This is a genomic window from Mycobacterium sp. IS-1264 (assembly GCF_001954195.1).
Classification (GTDB): domain Bacteria; phylum Actinomycetota; class Actinomycetes; order Mycobacteriales; family Mycobacteriaceae; genus Mycobacterium.
The window spans coordinates 55,124-73,141 of the sequence record NZ_MBES01000078.1; the positions used below are offsets into that span (position 1 = coordinate 55,124).

Annotated in this window: 16 protein-coding genes; 5 read left to right on the top strand and 11 right to left on the bottom strand. The window is 68.0% G+C overall.

Annotated elements, in window-relative coordinates:
• Positions 1–132 precede the first annotated feature (132 nt).
• Together A5744_RS20425 and A5744_RS20430 are read right to left on the bottom strand one after the other, a co-directional pair.
• Positions 133–576: a hypothetical protein gene (locus A5744_RS20425; protein ID WP_240563123.1), complete on the bottom strand. Its 444-nt coding sequence runs from the start codon at positions 574–576 to the stop codon at positions 133–135.
• Between the two features lie 123 nt (positions 577–699).
• A complete protein-coding gene (locus A5744_RS20430) occupies positions 700–3,864 on the bottom strand; it encodes a serine/threonine-protein kinase (protein ID WP_076064169.1) in 3,165 nt (1,054 codons plus the stop codon).
• Positions 3,865–3,998: 134 nt separating this feature from the next.
• Between A5744_RS20430 and A5744_RS20435 the strand changes: the two genes are divergently transcribed.
• Positions 3,999–4,829, top strand: coding sequence for an arylamine N-acetyltransferase (locus A5744_RS20435; RefSeq protein ID WP_076064171.1), 831 nt, complete (start codon positions 3,999–4,001; stop codon positions 4,827–4,829).
• Here A5744_RS20435 and A5744_RS20440 read toward each other — a convergent pair.
• The 5 genes from A5744_RS20440 to fadD3 are packed head-to-tail and all read right to left on the bottom strand — an operon-like array spanning position 4,826 to position 10,541.
• Positions 4,826–5,992, bottom strand: a complete 1,167-nt coding sequence (locus tag A5744_RS20440) for a pyridoxal phosphate-dependent aminotransferase (RefSeq protein WP_139329561.1) — start codon at positions 5,990–5,992, stop codon at positions 4,826–4,828. The two genes, A5744_RS20435 and A5744_RS20440, sit on opposite strands and share 4 nt — an antisense overlap.
• The gene (locus A5744_RS20445) at positions 5,989–6,939 is read right to left on the bottom strand and encodes an acyl-CoA dehydrogenase family protein (protein ID WP_076064173.1); all 951 of its coding nucleotides are present in this window, start codon (positions 6,937–6,939) and stop codon (positions 5,989–5,991) included. The genes A5744_RS20440 and A5744_RS20445 overlap by 4 nt, the downstream gene beginning before the upstream one ends.
• Complete coding sequence (locus tag A5744_RS20450) at positions 6,936–7,871, bottom strand: acyl-CoA dehydrogenase family protein (RefSeq protein ID WP_076064174.1); 936 nt, start codon at positions 7,869–7,871, stop codon at positions 6,936–6,938. Before A5744_RS20450 ends, A5744_RS20445 begins: the two co-directional genes overlap by 4 nt.
• Positions 7,871–9,004 (bottom strand): acyl-CoA dehydrogenase family protein, encoded by a 1,134-nt coding sequence (locus A5744_RS20455; protein WP_076064176.1) that lies wholly within the window; start codon positions 9,002–9,004, stop codon positions 7,871–7,873. Before A5744_RS20455 ends, A5744_RS20450 begins: the two co-directional genes overlap by 1 nt.
• A 1-nt stretch (position 9,005) precedes the next feature.
• Positions 9,006–10,541: a 3-((3aS,4S,7aS)-7a-methyl-1,5-dioxo-octahydro-1H-inden-4-yl)propanoate--CoA ligase FadD3 gene (gene fadD3 / locus A5744_RS20460; protein WP_076064178.1), complete on the bottom strand. Its 1,536-nt coding sequence runs from the start codon at positions 10,539–10,541 to the stop codon at positions 9,006–9,008.
• A gap of 46 nt (positions 10,542–10,587) precedes the next feature.
• On the opposite strand from fadD3, the gene ipdE1 reads away from it, so the two are divergent.
• Genes ipdE1 through fadA6 form a run of 4 tightly spaced genes read left to right on the top strand, consistent with a single transcriptional unit; the run spans position 10,588 to position 14,385 of the window.
• A complete protein-coding gene (gene ipdE1 / locus A5744_RS20465) occupies positions 10,588–11,736 on the top strand; it encodes an acyl-CoA dehydrogenase IpdE1 (protein WP_076064180.1) in 1,149 nt (382 codons plus the stop codon).
• A complete protein-coding gene (gene ipdF / locus A5744_RS20470) occupies positions 11,733–12,521 on the top strand; it encodes a (5R,7aS)-5-hydroxy-7a-methyl-1-oxo-2,3,5,6,7,7a-hexahydro-1H-indene-carboxyl-CoA reductase (protein WP_076064182.1) in 789 nt (262 codons plus the stop codon). The genes ipdE1 and ipdF overlap by 4 nt, the downstream gene beginning before the upstream one ends.
• A gap of 45 nt (positions 12,522–12,566) precedes the next feature.
• Positions 12,567–13,169, top strand: a complete 603-nt coding sequence (gene kstR2, locus A5744_RS20475) for a TetR family transcriptional regulator KstR2 (protein WP_139329560.1) — start codon at positions 12,567–12,569, stop codon at positions 13,167–13,169.
• A 55-nt stretch (positions 13,170–13,224) separates the two neighbouring features.
• Positions 13,225–14,385 (top strand): steroid 3-ketoacyl-CoA thiolase FadA6, encoded by a 1,161-nt coding sequence (fadA6, locus tag A5744_RS20480; protein ID WP_076064186.1) that lies wholly within the window; start codon positions 13,225–13,227, stop codon positions 14,383–14,385.
• An 82-nt stretch (positions 14,386–14,467) separates the two neighbouring features.
• Here fadA6 and ipdC read toward each other — a convergent pair whose 3' ends face one another.
• Genes ipdC through echA20 form a run of 4 tightly spaced genes read right to left on the bottom strand, consistent with a single transcriptional unit; the run spans position 14,468 to position 17,979 of the window.
• Positions 14,468–15,538, bottom strand: a complete 1,071-nt coding sequence (ipdC, locus tag A5744_RS20485) for a (3aS,4S,5R,7aS)-5-hydroxy-7a-methyl-1-oxo-octahydro-1H-indene-4-carboxyl-CoA dehydrogenase (RefSeq protein ID WP_076064188.1) — start codon at positions 15,536–15,538, stop codon at positions 14,468–14,470.
• A gap of 49 nt (positions 15,539–15,587) precedes the next feature.
• Positions 15,588–16,331: a cholesterol ring-cleaving hydrolase subunit IpdB gene (gene ipdB, locus A5744_RS20490; protein ID WP_076064189.1), complete on the bottom strand. Its 744-nt coding sequence runs from the start codon at positions 16,329–16,331 to the stop codon at positions 15,588–15,590.
• Positions 16,332–16,339: 8 nt separating this feature from the next.
• The gene (ipdA, locus tag A5744_RS20495) at positions 16,340–17,224 is read right to left on the bottom strand and encodes a cholesterol ring-cleaving hydrolase subunit IpdA (protein WP_076064191.1); all 885 of its coding nucleotides are present in this window, start codon (positions 17,222–17,224) and stop codon (positions 16,340–16,342) included.
• Complete coding sequence (echA20, locus tag A5744_RS20500; RefSeq protein WP_076064193.1) at positions 17,221–17,979, bottom strand: (7aS)-7a-methyl-1,5-dioxo-2,3,5,6,7,7a-hexahydro-1H-indene-carboxyl-CoA hydrolase; 759 nt, start codon at positions 17,977–17,979, stop codon at positions 17,221–17,223. Before echA20 ends, ipdA begins: the two co-directional genes overlap by 4 nt.
• Positions 17,980–18,018: the final 39 nt, after the last annotated feature.

An 18,018-nucleotide genomic window follows, 5' to 3' on the forward strand; every position in this document is an offset into this window, starting at 1 on the left:
GGCGGGCCACCGGGTGGGACCCGTCTCTACGAGTTGCCCTATTAGACATATATCAAACAAGCGTTGGTCCGTGATGCACTTTGGCCATTTTGGGCGGCGGTCTTGCGCACCGAGGCCCAAGGATCGCTGGGCTTATTGCCGGTGGGCGGCCTCGGTGTCGGTTGCTGGTGTAGCCGACTCGCTCGTCGACTCATCACGAGTCGATTCATCACGAACGTTTGCGGACCCAGACGCAGCTTCCTGAGTCTCGGCCTTGACCGTCGGGTCGATGCGATCGGCACGTTGCTGCTGCTCCTGCAGTTCCTCACGCGATGTCGCCACCTGGCTCTGATGCGTGGCCGCTCGCTCCTGCAGCTTGGCGGCTTCGGCGGCCTTGACCTCGGCCTCAGCCCGCGCAGCGCGTGCCTTCGCCGCTGTTTCATCGGCTAGCGCCTGACGCCGATCGATCTTGGCCTCCTCGGACCGCGCGTGTTCGCGAATCTCTTCGGCCCGCCGTTGCCGGCGTCGCCGCGTTGCCCTGGTCGCGATGACGATCAGGGCAACGACCACGAGGACTGCCACCGCCACGGCGATCACGATCCAGACGATATTGCTGGTGCTCATAAATGGGGCTCCGTTGCTCGGTGTATTGGTCTGCCCGTCTACCCGGGGTCCCCGTACTCGACGTATGCCAAACAGCCAATGCCGGCGCCGGCGCCGTTACATGAAGTCCAGCGCCTCGACCGTCGCGATCGGACCCTCGTGGGTCGGCCGATTTGCCCCGCCGATGCAGTACACCGTGTTGCCGACGGTCGCCACCACCTCGGCGTGCCGCGCCGTTGGCATGGGCGCCAGCGTGCTCCACTTCCCGCTGGCGATGTCATACATCTCGACCGTGTTCAGCACCATCGTCGGCTCTTCGCCGCCGACGGCCACGATGCGGCCATCGATATACGTGGCGCCGTAACTTCCCCGCGGCGTCGGCATGCCCACCAGCCTGGTCCAGGTCCCCGCCGCGGGATCGAATCGTTCGAGGGCCGCGGAATTCTTGTCAGCCGAGAGGAACCGGCCGCCGACCGTGTACACGTAGGTGCCGTCGGAGACTGCCGCCAGGTGTTCGCGCGCCGTCGGCATGTCGGCCGCGTCGTTCCACGAGGTGCCGTCGAAGACCTCGGTCTGCGGGACGAGTTGCTTGGCGTTCTGCCCGCCGACCGCCACGAGTTTGTCACCCACGACGGCCGCGGCCGGCGCCGCCCGAGCGTGCGTGAGGCTCGGCAGCTCCACCCAGCTGCCGCCCCGCAGCGCGAACACCTTGTTGGACGCGTTCGCGAGGTTGTCGCTCGCACCGCCGAGCACCACCACCTCGCCGCGGTACGTCGCCGCCGCCGCGTGGTGCAGCGGGATGGGCAACGGAGGGCCGGTTTCCCAGGCGCCGCTGCGCGGGTCGTAGCTTTCGACGGTCTGGAGCGCTACTCCGTTCTGCAGGCCGCCGAGGATCCAGATCTTGTTGTTGAGGACCGCCCAGGCCATCATCAACCGGGCCGTCGGCGCGTCGGGCAGGGACCGCCACTGCGAGGCCGGCTGGATCTTGCGGGCCGGCAGCTTCAGCACCTCCGCCGCAGCGGTTACCTGGCCATCTCCGACACCGGTGGACCCGCCGATCGCGTAGACGGATTTCTCCACCGCCGCGACGGCCATCCCGTGGCGCGGGGTCGTCATGTCCGGCAACCCGGTCCACGTTTTGGTCATCAGATCGAACACCGAAACGGTTTTGAGGACTTGCCCCGACGACACCCCCCCGACGGCCACCAGGCGGCCGTCCGTGATGGCCACGCCGAGGTCACTGCGCGCCTGGGGAAGCGCGGGTAACGACGTCCAGGCTTTCGCCGCCGGGTCATACGCCTCGAGTGTCGGCAGATCCGAGCCGCCGTTGGTGCCGCCGACGGCGTACACCAACTTTCCGTCCGAGGCCGCGGCAAGCATCTGCCGCGGAGTCGGTATGGGCGCGCCCAGGCTCCAAGAGTTGCCGTCGAAGACCTCGGTCGTGTTCAGCAGCGCACCGCCCGCGTCGACACCGCCGGTGACAACGAGCCGATCACCGACGACGGCCGCTGCCGCCGCCGCCCTGGGCTGCAACAGGTGCGGCATCTCTACCCAGCGACTGTTGATTACCCGCCAAACCTGGTCCGACGCAACGCTTTTGCCGCCCACTGACTTGAGCCCGCCCAGCACGACGGGGTTTCCCTGCCAATTGACCGCGGTCGCGCGCTGGACGGCAACCGGGAGATCGTCGCCCCCCTTCCAGCTATCGATGACTGGGTCGTAGCCCTCCTGCATCGCGCTGAGGGCTCCGTCGCTTCGAATCCCGCCGAAGATCCAGATCGTGCCGTCGACCTGGGTGGTGGCCCCGGCGTCGCGGGCGACGCGCGCATTCGTGATCGGTTTCCATTCGACCGGCGCCTCCGTGCTCGGTTGGCTCGCGGCGGTCTTGTGGCCGTTGTCGCCCGGAATCGCGAAAACCACAACGACGATCACCAGCAGCACGACGGCGGCGGCCGCGCCGGCGACCAGCGCAATGCGACTCCGCTTCTTTCCCGGCTCGCCGAACCAAGCGGCGGCCCGCGCCTGCAGCGGCGGTTTCCCGCCCGGGGGCGGGACGGCGCCCGGCGGCTGCGCGGGGATCCTCGGTGGGGTCATTGCGTTGCCGTTTCCCGACGGCGGGGGCGGCGGAGCGGGCACCGGCCCCTGCGTTCCGGTGATGCCTCCGCCGCGCAATCTGGTCGCCGCGGCGGAGTACTCGTCGGACCCGGACGCCGCCAGCGGCGCGGTCGCGGGGGCGGACTCGCTCGGCGGCGGCGGTTTGGGAACGGACGACGTCGTGCGATCCGGCGGCCGCCCCGTTGCCGTGTGTCCGCGGGGGGAAGCGGAGGGAGTTGCGGTGAGGCCCGCCGTCACGTTGACCGTGTGCCCCGGCTCGACACCGACGCTGGTGATCGCCATCGAATCGGGTTTCAGGCCATTCTGGCGCTGCGCCGATTGCAATTCGCGGCCGAACTGCGCCGCGGACGTGGGCCGCTCGGCCGGATCGATGGCCATCGCATGCTCGATCGCCGCGCACACCGCGTCCGGGATCCCGTCCGGACGCATGTCCGGGACCCGTGTCGTGCTGATCCGCAGATACTGCGCAATGAGGTCCTCGCCGCTGCGGCGTTCGTGTGCGGCGCTGCCGGCAATGAGCGCATAAATTGTGGCGCCGAGAGAGTAAAGGTCGGAACTCACCGTTGCCGGATTACCGGTCATAACCTCGGGCGCGGTGTAGTCGATTGTGCCGGAGAAGAACCCGGTCGCGGTTTCATACCCGCCTTCGATGTGGGCGATCCCGAAATCGCTCAGCTGGGGCTCGCCGTAGTCGTTGATAAGCACGTTTGCGGGCTTGATATCGCGGTGCAAAGTTCCGCTCTTGTGTGCGGTTTCCAGTGCCCCGCACAACTTCACCCCGATCCGCAATGCCTCGGGCCAAGAAATTGGCCCCTCGCGGCGCAACCTGACGGCCAGCGAATCCGCTGCGTGGTAGGGCATCACGATGTACGGCTTGCCGCTCTCGGTCACGCCGACGCGCAAGATGTTGACGATATTCGGATGCCCCGAGAGGCCGCCCATCGCATAGCCCTCGCGCAGAAAGCGCTCCCTGCTGTCTTCGTCGAAATGCGATGGCAGCACCTTGACCGCGACATTTCGCCCGAGCGCCGTCTCGTAGCAGCAATAGATCACGCCGGCGCCGCCCCGGGCGACTTGGCGGGCATCTTCGAATCCGGCGGAAGCCAACTCCGCAGCGAGCCCGCTCGGGGCCGGCGTCGGACCGTCGCTGGCAGGTCCTTCAGCCATTTCTGGGCGCCAATCTGTGCAATGAATGAATTAGCGAGGTCAAGAGTATCGCTCGCGATCTCCCGCGGAGAAGATTCGGCGAGGATAGTTTCCGCGGGACATATTCTGACGCCTCCCTGGGCCAGAATGGCGTCATGACGCTCGATCTGAACGGATACTTCGATCGCATCGACTACCACGGCGCCGCCGAGCCGAACCTCGAGGTATTACAGGATCTGGTGACCGCCCACACTCGGACCATTCCCTTCGAGAACCTCGATCCGCTGTTGGGGGTGCCGGTCGACGACCTGAGCCCGGAATCCCTCGCCGACAAGCTGGTTCGCCGGGGTCGGGGCGGCTACTGCTACGAGCAGAACGGCCTAATGGGCTATGCGCTCGGCAAAATCGGCTTTCGGGTGCGGCGATTCGCCGGGCGGGTGATCTGGATGGTCCCGCCCGACGCACCGGTCGGGGCGCAGACTCATACGGTGTTGGCGGTGACGTTCCCCGGTTCCGCGGGCCCATATCTCGTCGACGTCGGTTTCGGCGGCCAGACCCTGCCTTCGCCCATCCGGCTGGAAACGGGCAGCGTCCAGCAGACGACGCTGGAACCGTACCGGTTGCGGGACCGCCGCGACGGACTGGTGCTAGAGGCCCAGATCCGCGGCGAGTGGCAGTCGCTCTACGAGTTCACCACGCGAACCAGGCCGGACATCGACCTGCGGGTGGGTAGCTGGTGGGTGTCGACCCACCCGTCGTCGCACTTCGTGACGAGCCTGACGGTCGCGCGGTTGACCGACGGCGCCCGAATGAACCTGGCGGGCCGCAACCTGACCGTTCACCGCGCCGACGGTAGCGAGAAAACCCGGCTCGAGGACGCCGCCGCGGTCGTCGACGCGCTGCGCGACCGGTTCGGCATCAATGTCGATGACGTCGCCGAGCGCGGTGCCCTCGAGGCGCGCATCGACAAGGTCCTGGACGCTTAGCGGCGCACCAGCCAGGGCCCCATGCGCCGCAGCGCCTCCTCGATGTCGGTGGTCGGCCCGGCGAAGGACAGCCGGACGAAGGCATTGCCGCGCGCGGGGTCGAAGTCGATGCCCGGTGCGATGGCAACGCCGGTGTCGGACAGCAGCTTTGCGCAGAAACCCAGCGAATCGTCGGTGAAGTCGGAGACATCGGCGTACACATAGAACGCGCCGTCGGTCGGCGCCAGCCGGTCGATCCCGATCCGGCGCAGCCCGTCGAGCAGCAGCGAGCGGTTGACGGCGTAGTGACGCAGATGGCCGTCGGCCTCGGCGATCGCCTCGGGCGTGAACGCCGCCACCGCCGCGATCTGCGACAGCACGGGCGGGCAGATGGTGAAGTTGCCGGTCAGGCAGTCCACCGCGCGGCGCAGCTCCGGCGGCACCAGCAGCCAGCCCAGCCGCCAGCCCGTCATCGCGTAATACTTGGAAAAGCTGTTGACTACCACCGCGTTTCGCGACGTCTGCCAGGCGCAGCTGGTTTGCGGGGCGCCCGGGTAGACCAGGCCGTGGTAGACCTCGTCGCTGATCAGCCGCACCCCCGAGGCCTCGCACCACGACGCGATCGCCGCCAACTCGGCCGGCGGTATGACCGTCCCGGTGGGGTTGGCCGGGCTGGCGACGACGACTCCGGCCACCGGCGGGTCCAGTTCGGCCAGCATCCGCGCGGTCGGTTGGAACCGAGTCTCCGGTCCGCACGGGATCTCCACCACCTCGCATCCCAGCGCCGACAGGATGTTTCGATAGCACGGGTAGCCGGGACTGGCCAGCGCCACCCGATCGCCGACGTCGAAACACGCGAGAAAAGCGAGCAGGAACCCGCCCGAGGAGCCCGTGGTGATCACCACGGCGTCGGACTCGACGTAGATTCCGTGCTGGCGCTGGTAATCCGCCGCGATCGCGTCGCGCAGTTCCGGGATGCCCAGTGCCACTGTGTAACCCAACTCGTTGAGATGCAGCGCGCTCGCCGCGGCCGCCCGCACCGGCTCGGGGGCACCGACACTCGGTTGTCCCGCCGACAGGTTCACCAGATCGCCATGGCTGCGCTGGCGCTCCGCGGCCGCCAGCCAGACATCCATCACATAGAACGGCGGGATGCCGGCACGCAGCGCGACGGAGGCGTTCACGGCGTTTTGAGCACCTCGGATTCCAGCCGGCTCAGCAGTTCTCGCGGCGCGCCCAGCAGCTGGGCACTGCCGTGTGCGCGCTTGAAATACAGGTGCATGTCGTGTTCCCAGGTGATCGCGATGCCACCGTGGAGCTGAATGCCTTCGGCGGCCGCCCTGCTCAGCGCCTCGCTTGCGGCGAGGCGCGCGGTGGCGGCGTTGGTGGGTGTGGGGTCGACGCACGCGTCGGCGACGACGGCCCGCGCCGCCGCGATCGCGACGTACAGATCCGCCATCCGATGCTTGAGCGCCTGGAAGCTGCCGATGGGGCGGCCGAATTGCACTCTGCTCTTGGCATATTCGACGGTCAGCTCCAGGCAGCGCTCGGCGGCCCCGATCTGCTCGGCGGCCACCAGGATCGCCGCGGAGTCGGCCAGGCCGGGGTCGGGCCCCAGCGCGGTGGTCTCCTCGGGCCGCACTTGGGCCAGCCGGCGCGTGGGGTCCATCGTCGTCACCGGTTGCGCGCTGAAGCGGGTCCACCTGGCCAGCTCGCCGTCCACCGCGGCGACGACCACGTCGGCGATGTCGCCGTTGACCACATAGTCAGCGTCGAGCACCAGCGCACCGATCGAGCTACCCTCCGCCAGCCCCGCCAATGCGTCGGCGTCGGGCTCCGGCGCCGCCAGCAGCGCCAGCTCGGCCAGTGTGGTGCCCAACAGCGGGGAGGGCACCAGCGCGCGGCCCAGTTCCTGCAAAACCGTTGCGGCATCGGCCAGTTCGCCGCCTGCACCCCCGAGGTCCTCGGGCACCATCAGCGCGGCGGCGCCAACCTGCTCGCAGAGCAGCCGCCACAGCGATTCGTCGTAGCCCGCCTCCGACTCGATCGCGGCGCGCACGGCCGCCGGGTCCGCGTGTTTGGTGACCAGGGCTGCGACGGTCTCGCGCAGCATCTCCCGTTCTTCGCTCATAACGCCTCCAGCACCCTGCGCCGATGCGCCTCGGGATCACCCCACGCCGAGCGTAATGCCTGCACCCGCAGCAGCCACAGCGAAAGGTCGTGCTCCTGGGTGAAGCCGATCGCGCCGTGCGTCTGCAACGACGCCCGCGCCGCCAACAGCCCGGTCTCGGACGCGGCCGCCTTGGCGGCGCTCACGTCGCGCGGCTCCAACGTCAGCGCCGCGCCGTACACCAACGGACGGGTCAGCTCGATCGCGATGTGCACATCGGCCAGCTTGTGTTTGATGGCCTGATACGAACCGATCACCCGGCCGAACTGCGTGCGCTGCTTCGCGTAATCGACCGCGCCGTTGAGCAGCGCCTCCGCGACGCCGACGAGCTGCGCCGCGGTGGCCAGCGCGCCGAACCGGTAGGCACGCTCGACGTCCGCCTGCCAGGTGTCGCCGGTTGCCGTCACGTCGTAGAGGCGGCGGCTGGGATCGACGGATTGGTGGCACTCACCCGCTACGGCTTCGCTGACACCGGCGTCGGTGGCCAGCAGCACCAGCCCGGCCGCCTCGGCGTCCACCGCGCGCGGGGTCTCGGGCGGCAGTGCGACGGTGGCGATCAGCTCACCGGACGCCAGCCCGGCGCTTCGATCGTCTTCGGCAAGCAAAACCGGTGCGACGGCGATGGATTCGGCCACCGGGCCCGGCACGCACCAGCGACCGAGGCGCTCCAGCGCGACGACCAGGTCCACCGGGTCCGCGTCCAGGCCGTCGTATTTCTCGGGCACGGCCAGGGCGGTGACGCCGAGGTTGGCAAGCTGCTCCCACACCTTGCGGCCGGGCGCGACGTCGCCGGCTGACCAGGCGCGCACCGCCCCGGGCAGGTCGGCCGCGCCGAGCGCCGCGTCGATGCTGTTCGCGAAGTCGCGTTGCTGTTGGTCTAGCGCAAAGTCCATTACCGCTTCTCCCTGGGCAGGCCCAGCAGGCGTTCGGAGATGATGTTGCGTTGAATCTCGTTGGTACCGGCATATATCGGGCCGCCCAGCGCGAACAGCAGGCCATCGGTCCACGGCCCGGCGAGCTCGCCGTCGGCGCCCCGCAGGTCGATCGCGGTCTGATGGATGGCCACGTCAAGATCGGACCAGAACACCTTGGTCACCGACGATTCGGCGCCCAGCTCGCCGCCGGCGGCCAGCCTGGTCACCGTGCCGAAGGTCTGCAGCCGGTAGGCCTGCGCCTTGATCCAGGCGTCGGCGACCCGGTCGGCGAACTCAGCGGGCGAGCCGGTGTCCTTCCACAGCCGCACCAGCCGCTCGGCGGCCGCCAGGAAGCGGGCCGGGCTGCGCAGCGACATGCCACGCTCGTTGCTGGACGTGCTCATGGCGGCCCGCCAGCCGTCGTTGGGCGTGCCGATGACGTCCTCGTCGGGCACGAAGACGTCGTCGAGGAAGATCTCACCGAAGCCGGTGTCGCCGCCCAGCTGGACAATGGGCCGCACGGTGATGCCCTTGGCTTTCAGGTCGAACATGAAGTACGTCAGCCCGTGGTGTCGCTCCGCCGAGGGGTCGGATCGAAACAACCCGAAGCCCATCTCGGCGAACGGTGCCCGCGAACTCCAGATCTTCTGCCCATTCAGCAGCCAGCCGCCGTCGGTCTTGGTCGCGGTGGACCGCAGCGACGCCAGGTCGCTGCCGGATTCCGGTTCCGACCAGGCCTGGGCCCAGATCTGTTCGCCGCTGGCCATTTTCGGCAGTATCCGGTCGAGCTGTTCCTCGGTGCCGTGCGCGAACAACGTCGGGGCCAGCATCGAGGTGCCGTTGGCGCTGGCACGTCCCGGCGCCCCGGCGTGGAAGTACTCCTCTTCGAACACCACCCAGTGCAGCAGCGGCGCGTCGCGGCCGCCGTACTTCTTCGGCCAGGTGATCACCGACAGGCCCGCATCGAAGAGCACCTTGTCCCAATGCCGGTGTTGCGCAAAGCCTTCCGCGCTGTCGTAGGACTTCGTCGGGATCGCCTCGGCGTTGGCGGAGAGGAAGTCGCGCACCTCGGCCTGGAAGGCCAATGTCTCTTCGTCTAGTTCCAGATCCAATTCAGGCCAGCTCTCGCAGTTGTGGTTTGACCACCTTGCCGCCCGCATTGCGCGGCAACGCGTCGACGAACCGCACCGACCGAGGTGCCTTGAAGTTCGCCAAATGTTCACGGGTATAAGCGATTACCGATTGCTCGTCGAGGTCCGAGCCGGGCCGGGTCACCACGAACGCCCGGCCCACCTCGCCCAGGCGCTCGTCGGGAACCCCTATCACGGCGGCGTCGGCCACGCCCTCCAGCCGGGCCAGCACCTGCTCGACCTCGGCGGGATAGACGTTGAAGCCGCCACAGATGTACATGTCCTTGAGCCGATCGGTGATGCGCAGGTTTCCGGCCTTGTCGACGGCGCCGATGTCACCGGTGTGCAGCCAGCCGTCGGCGTCGATGGCCGCGGCGGTGGCCTCCGGGTCGTCGAGATAGCCCAGCATCACGTTGGGCCCTCGCAGCAGCACCTCTCCCGATTCGCCGGGTTCCGTTGCGTCGATGCGCAATTCGAAGTCCGCGAACGGACGGCCGCAGGTGGTGGCGACGGTCACCGCGTCGTCGTCGGCTCGGCACATGGTGCCCATGCCATTGGCCTCGGTCAGGCCATAGGCGGTCAGCACGATGTCGATGTCGAGCTCGGACTGCATGCGTTCGACCAACACCACGGGAACGGTGGCCGCGCCGGTCACCGCGAACCGCAGCGAGCTCAGGTCGTAGTCGTTGCGGGCCGGGTGATCGAGCAGGGTCTGGTAGATCGTGGGCGGACCGGGCAACACGGTGATGCGGTGTTGCTCGATGGCCTGCAGCGTGCGCAGCGGATCGAAGGTCAGGTGCGGGATCAGCGTCGCCCCGGTCTGCAGGCAGGCCAGAATGCCGGCCTTGTATCCGAAGTTGTGGAAGAACGGGTTGATGCACAGGTAGCGGTCGTCGCTGGTGATCTTGCCGTTGGCGGCCCACGAGGCCGACGCCGAGAGCGATTGCCGGTGCGCGCACAGCACGCCTTTGCTGCGGCCGGTGGTCCCGGAGGTGAACAGGATGTCGCTGACGTCGTCGGGGACCACGGCCGCGGCACGTTCGGAGACGGCGGCGGACCCCGAACCCTGGGCGATGAATTCGTCCCAGGTGCCGTCCTCGGCTTCGACCGGGATGCGCACGATGTGCCGCAGCGCGGGCAGGGCCGCGCTGTCGAGGTCGGCGAGTCGATCGTTGCCGAGAAATCGGCCCATCCCGAACAGCACCGGCGCCTCGGTGCGGGCCAGGATGTCGGCGGCCTCCGAGGCGGTATAGCGCGTATTGAGCGGCACCATCGCGGCTCCAGCGTGGTGAATCGCCAGGCAGGCGACCACCCAGTGCCAGGTGTTCGGCGACCAGATGGCCACCCGGTCGCGGTGTTGGACGCCGAGCGCGATCAGCGCGGCCGTCGCGCGGTGCACCTCGTCGCGCAGCTCGGCCGCGGTGAACGAGCGGTCGTCGGTGATCAGCGCGGCGTGGTCCGGGAGCTGGTCGACGAAACGGTCCAGCGCCGCGGGCACGGTGCGCGGATCGTCAGTCATCGATGCTCCTAACAAAGCAAGTGCTTGGTAGGTTAGCCTACAGGGCATGCAGGATGTCGAGGAGTTCCGGGCGGAGGTCCGAGATTGGCTCGCCGACAATCTGGTCGGCGAATTCGCAGCGCTCAAGGGCCTCGGTGGCCCCGGGCGTGAACACGAAGCGTTCGAAGAGCGCCGGGCCTGGAACCAGCATCTGGCCGCGGCCGGGCTGACCTGTCTGGGGTGGCCGGTCGAGCACGGCGGCCGCGGCCTTTCGACGGCGCATCGGGTGGCCTTCTACGAGGAATACGCCCGCGCCGACGCCCCGGACAAGGTCAACCACTTCGGTGAGGAGCTGCTCGGCCCGACCCTGATCGCGTTCGGGACACCCGAGCAACAGGAGCGCTTCCTGCCCCGGATCCTGGACGTCACCGAACTGTGGTGCCAGGGATATTCGGAGCCCGGCGCCGGCAGCGACCTGGCCAACGTCTCGACCACCGCCGAGCTCGACGGCGACCAGTGGGTGATCAACGGACAGAAGGTCTGGACGTCGCTGGCGCACCTGTCGCAGTGGTGCTTTGTGGTGGCGCGCACCGAGAAGGGCTCCAAGCGGCACGCCGGGCTGTCGTATCTGCTGGTGCCGCTGGACCAACCGGGTGTGCAGATCCGGCCTATTGTCCAGATCACCGGCACCGCGGAGTTCAACGAGGTGTTCTTCGACGACGCCCGCACCGACGCATCGATGGTGGTCGGCCAGCCGGGCGATGGCTGGCGGGTCGCCATGGGAACGCTGACGTTCGAGCGCGGCGTCTCGACGCTAGGGCAGCAAATCCGTTATGCCCGCGAGCTTTCCAACCTCGCCGAGCTCGCACAACGCAACGGCGCAGCCGACGATCCGTTCATCCGGGAGCGGCTGACGCGGGCGTGGACGGGGCTGCGGGCGATGCGTTCGTACGCGCTAGCCACCATGGATGTCGAGCAGCCCGGCCAGGACAACGTGTCGAAGCTGTTGTGGGCCAACTGGCATCGCGATCTGGGCGAGCTGGCGATGGACGTCATCGGCAAGCCCGGCCTGACGCTCACCGATGGCGAGTTCGACGAGTGGCAGCGGCTGTACCTGTTCACCCGCGCCGACACCATCTACGGCGGGTCCAACGAGATCCAGCGCAATATCATCGCCGAGCGGGTGCTCGGCCTACCGCGAGAGGTTAAGGGATGAGTCTGGCCGAAGCACCGAAAGAGGTTGCCGGACACGGGCTTCTGGCCGGCAAGGTGGTCATCGTGACGGCCGCCGCGGGCACCGGCATCGGATCGGCGACCGCACGGCGGGCGCTGGCCGAGGGTGCCGACGTGGTGATCTCCGACCACCACGAACGACGGTTGGGCGAGGCCGCCGACGAGCTGTCGGCGCTGGGGCAGGGTCGCGTCGAGAAGGTGGTGTGCGACGTGACGTCGAGCGTCCAGGTCGACGCATTGTTCGCGTCGGCCCATGCCCGGATGGGCCGCATCGACGTACTGGTCAACAACGCCGGGCTCGGTGGGCAGACGCCGGTGGTCGACATGACCGACGACGAGTGGGATCGTGTCCTGAACGTCACCCTGACGTCGGTGTTTCGGGCGACTCGCGCTGCGCTGCGATACTTCCGTGATGCCCCACACGGCGGGGTGATCGTCAACAACGCCAGCGTCCTGGGTTGGCGCGCGCAGCACTCGCAGTCGCACTACGCGGCTGCCAAGGCCGGGGTGATGGCGTTAACCCGTTGCAGCGCAATCGAAGCCGTCGAGTACGGCGTCCGGATCAACGCGGTGTCGCCGAGCATCGCCCGGCACAAATTTCTGGACAAGACCACGTCGGCGGAGCTACTCGACCAGCTCTCCGCGGGCGAGGCGTTCGGGCGAGCCGCCGAGCCGTGGGAGGTGGCGGCCACCATCGCGTTCCTGGCCAGCGACTACTCGAGTTACCTCACGGGCGAGGTCATCTCCGTCTCGAGCCAGCATCCGTGAGCAAGGCGACTGGCCAAGCAAGCGCTTGGTTGATACTCTGATCCGGTGGACCGAGTGCCCGGTCAGGCGAACAGCCGGCGAGACGAGCTGCTGGACCTCGCCGCGACCATGTTCGCCGAGCGGGGCCTGCGCGCCACCACCGTGCGCGACATCGCCGACGGTGCCGGCATCCTGTCCGGCAGTCTGTACCACCACTTCTCCTCGAAAGAGGAGATCGTCGACGAGCTGCTGCGCAGCTTCCTGGACTGGTTGTTCGCCCGCTACCGCGAGATCGTGGACAGCGAGGCCAACCCGCTCGAGCGGCTCAAGGGCCTGTTCATGGCGTCGTTCGAGGCGATCGAGGATCGTCACGCGCAGGTCGTCATCTATCAGGACGAAGCCAAACGGCTGCTGTCGCAGGCCCGGTTCTCCTACATCGAGGACATGAACCGCCAGCAACGCAAGATGTGGGTCGAGGTGCTCAACCAGGGCGTCGACGAGGGCTACTTCCGGCCCGACCTCGACGTCGACCTCGTCTACCGATTCATCCGCGACACCACCTGGGTGTCGGTGCGCTGGTATCAACCCGGCGGACCGCTCACCGCGCAGCAGGTGGGTCAGCAATATCTCGCCATCGTGCTCGGCGGGATCACCAAAGAAGGAGTTTGAAAGATGTCTCGTGTCGGCGACGATGCCGAGCGTAGCGATGAGGAGGAGCGACACAATGGCTGAGGCGTACGTCATCGACGCTGTGCGTACCGCGGTCGGCAAGCGCGGCGGATCGCTGGCCGGGATCCATCCCATCGACCTGGGCGCGCTGGGGTGGCGCGGACTTCTGGACCGGATCGACGTCGACCCCGCCGCCGTCGACGATGTGATCGCCGGCTGCGTTGACGCCATCGGGGGACAGGCGGGCAACATCGCCCGGCTCTCCTGGCTGGCCGCCGGCTACCCCGAAGAGGTTCCCGGTGTCACCGTGGATCGCCAGTGCGGCTCCAGCCAGCAGGCGATTTCCTTTGGCGCGCAAGCGATCATGTCCGGCACGGCCGACCTCATCGTGGCCGGCGGCGTGCAGAACATGAGCCAGATCCCGATCTCGTCGGCGATGACCGTCGCCGAGAAGTTCGGGTTCACTTCACCGACCAATGAATCCAAGCAGTGGCTGCATCGCTATGGCGATCAGGAGATCTCACAGTTCCGCGGCTCGGAGCTGATCGCCGAAAAGTGGAACCTGTCGCGCGAGGAGATGGAGCGCTACGCGCTGACCAGCCACGAGCGCGCGTTCGCGGCGATCCGCGGCGGCCACTTCGACAACGAAATCCTCACCGTCGAAACCGAATCCGGGCCGTTCCGCGTCGACGAAGGCCCGCGCGAGTCGTCGATGGAGAAGATGGCCGGCCTGAAACCGCTCGTCGAAGGCGGACGGCTGACGGCGGCGATGGCCAGTCAGATTTCCGACGGCGCCAGTGCGGTGCTGCTGGCTTCCGAGCAGGCCGTCAAGGACCACGGATTGACGCCCAGGGCTCGCATCCACCACATCAGCGCGCGCGCCGCCGACCCGGTGTTCATGCTGACCGGCCCGATCCCGGCCACCCGCCACGCGCTGGAGAAGACCGGGCTGTCGATCAGCGACATCGATACCGTGGAGATCAACGAGGCGTTCGCACCCGTTGTGATGGCCTGGCTCAAGGAGATCAAGGCAGACCCGGAGAAGGTCAACCCCAACGGCGGCGCGATCGCCCTCGGTCATCCGCTGGGCGCCACCGGGGCCAAGCTGTTCGCCACCATGCTGAACGAGTTGGAGCGCATCGGCGGCCGCTATGGGCTGCAGACGATGTGCGAGGGCGGCGGCACGGCCAACGTCACCATCATCGAGCGGCTCTAACACACTGCGGCGAACGTGCGTGTCTGTACGCCGACACGCACGTTCGCGTGTACAACTGCGCACGCTCGCCGAAAAGCGATGGCTACTCCACGACGCAAGACGACGCCGCCTGGAGGTGTTCGATTGCGTCGCGCACGATCGCTTCGATCAGCTCGGCGCACGACGGCAGGTCGTCGAGGATGCCGGCCACCTGTCCCGACGCCAGCACACCGGCGTCGGTGTTGCCCTCGACGAGGCCGGCCTTCAGCAGCATCGGCGTATTGGCCGCCATCACCACCTGCGACCAGGTCAGCTCCTTGCCGTGCCGCATCGCCAGCCCGTCGCTGATCATCGAGCGCCAAGTCATCTGCGACATCTTCTTGAACTTGGCGGCATTGCGCAGCGCCGCGGTGAAACCCCTTGCCCGTGAACCGCTTTCCAGCTTCTCGACCAGCCCGGTGCGCAGCACCCGGTGCGGCATGCCGTCGACGCGCGTGGTGACCACCGTGCCGTCCAGCGCCGCCTCTATGTACCGCCGCTTGACCGCGTCGGGCACGGTGGAATCCGAGGTGAGCAAGAACCGGGTGCCCATCGCGACCCCGGCGGCGCCGTAGGACAGCGCCGCGGCGAGGCCACGCCCGTCGAAGAACCCGCCCGCCGCGATCACGGGGATGCCGGTGCCCTTGACCGCGTCCAGCACGGACGGCAACAGCAGCGTCGTCGCGACGGGCCCGGTGTGCCCGCCGCCCTCGCCGCCCTGAACGATCATCGCGTCGGCGCCCCAGCCCGCGACCTTGCGGGCATGCTTGGCCGCACCGATCGAGGGGATGACCACCGCCCCAGCATCTTTCAGCCGCGCTATCAACTCCGGTTTGGGTGCCAGCGCAAACGACGCGACCTTCACGCCCTCGCGGATCATCAACTCGACCCGGTCACCCGCGTCGGCCGCGTCGGCGCGGATGTTCACGCCGAACGGCTTGTCGGTGGCCGCCTTGACCTTGCCGATCGCGGTCGCCAGCTCGTCCAGCGTCATGGTCGCCGACGCCAGGATGCCCAGGCCGCCCGCGTTGGCCGTGGCGGACACCAGCCGGGCACCGGCCACCCAGCCCATCCCGGTCTGCACCACCGGATGCTCGACGCCGACCAGCTCGGTCAGCGGCGTGCGCAATCTCATAGCCACCGCCGACGATGCAGAGCGAAGCGATGAGGAGGAGGCGGAACAATCATGAACGTATCTCTCTGTCGCGCAGCGACTTCGGGTCGATGACCGAACGGATCAGGTTCAGCTCGTCGTCGGTCGGCAGCCGCGTCTCTCCCGCCTCGTCGAGGCCGTGCACCTCGAACGACGTGTTCTCGCGGACGTCGTCGGGCGATACGCCCGGGTGCAGGGACACCGCGCGCATGGCCTTGTCCGGGCCGCCGAAGTCGAACACCCCGAGGTTGGACACCACCCGGTAGGGGTTGGCGAACCGGAACGCCGGGTTTGCCTCGTCGATCTTGTCCCAGCCGATGCCGCAGACGACGTCGACGGCTTCGCAGAACACCCGCTTCGAGTGGTTGCCGACCCAGTAGCTGGTCGCGTGGTTGATCGCGTTGCCGGGCGCGCCGCGGAGGCCGAACATCTGCCGGGTGGGGTGCTGCAGCGGGCCGAACGCCGAGATGTTCTGATTCCCAAAGCGATCGACCTGATTGGCGCCCATGATCACATGCCGCCGGCCCCAGGCCAGGGTCTCGAACACCCGGCCGAACGGCATCCAGCCTTCGACCGCTCCGGTCTTGCCCAGCGCCGGGGTGTCAGCCAGGAGCTGGGCCTCGCCATCGGTGAGCAGGATGTCCGGTGAGAACGTCAGCCGCGCCAGCCGCGCGCCTACGGAGGCCATGTTCGTCATCGGGCTGACCATGATTTCGCCCGCGTCCCTGAACAACTCGGCGCAGGCGACGGCGCAGACCTCGGCCCGGGTGGGCATTTCCCCGCTCATGACGACGCCTCCTCCGCGAACGCGCGCACGGCCGCCTGATATTCGTCTTCGCCGCCCGAGAGATAAGTCTGGACGAAGCGCTGCCAGCCGTCTTCTGTCGAGGCGGCCTCGGCGTAGTGTCGCTGGAACTTCTCGTCCCGCCCGTAATCCGGTGCGGCGGTGGTGAAGTGGGCCCCGCCGGGCGCCTCTACCACCGCGTCGACCATCATCCGGTTCACCAGCAGCGCCTGCGGTGGCACCGCCTTGATCAGCTCGTCGGTCGGCACGACACGTTCCACCGACAGGTAGCGCCGCTCGGCGGCCATCAGGAAAAGATCGTCGAAGTAGGGGTCGATGCCGGTGTAGGCCGCATTGCCTTGACTATCACCGAGATTGAGGTGCACGAATGCGGCGTCCAATCGCAATGCGGGCATGGCGATCAGCGTCTCGTGTCCGCCGCCCGGGGCGGGGTACGGGCTGGTTACGGTCCGCAATTCGCCTTCCCAGAAGTCGGGCACTGAGCTGCCCAGCCCCGCGCGGATCGGCAGGAACGGCAGCCGCTGCGCCGCCGCCTGCAGCCCGCAGCGCAGCATGCCCTCGTCCATTTCCCGGGCTTCGATCGCGCCGGCGGTGCGCGCCTTGGCGAACCACGGATCGTAGAACGGCGGCGAATCCAGCGAGACGAACCCGTAGTACACGCGCTTGACCTTGCCCGCAGAACACAGCAGCCCCAGGTCGGGGCCACCGTAGGTGACCACCGTCAAGTCCGTGATCTCGGTGCGCAGCATCGCGCGCACGAAGGCCATCGGCTTGCGCCGCGACCCCCAGCCCCCGATGCCGATCGTCATGCCGCTGCGCAATTGCGCGACCGCCTCGTCCAGCGTCGTCCTTTTGTCGCTCACTCCTTCTTGCCCTTCGCTGTTCCGGCGAACGCGTCGCGGTGCTCGTCGGACACCCCGGCGAGGTTGAGTTCGAAGGTAAAGCCTTGCTCCATGCGATAACTCGAGTTGACCCGTTGCACGTCGATCAAGTTGAGCGCCTCCTTCGCCGCCCGGATCACCCGGGTGTCCTTCGCCGCGATGTCGCGCGCCACCCGCAGCGCGGCCTCGTCCAATTCCTCCCGCGGCACCACCTCGTGCACCGAGCCGAAGTGGTGCAGGGTGGCGGCATCGACGGTGGCCGCCGTGAAGAACAGGCGCCGCATCAAGTGCTGGGGCACCAGCCTCGACAGGTGGGTGGCCGCCCCCAGCGCACCACGCTCCACCTCCGGGAGCCCGAAGGTCGCGTCGTCGGAGGCCACGATGACGTCGGAGTTGCCGACCAGGCCGATGCCGCCGCCGACGCAGAATCCGTTCACGGCCGCGATCACCGGCACCGCGCATTCGTAGACCGCGCGAAAGGCAGCGAAGCAGCCGCGGTTGGCGTCGATGAGCGCGGTGAATCCCTCGGTGCGCTGCATTTCCTTGATGTCGACGCCGGCGTTGAAGCCGCGCCCCTCGGCCCGCAGGATCACCGCATGAGTGGCGTTATCGGCGCCGGCGGCCGTGATGGCATCGGCGAGTTCGAACCAGCCCTGCGACGGGATGGCGTTGACCGGCGGGTAGTCCACGGTGACGGCGACTATGCCGGGTTCCGTGGTGGTGGATGTGATCGTCATTGGCACTTCCTGGTGGGCGGTTACCTAAGCAAGCACTTG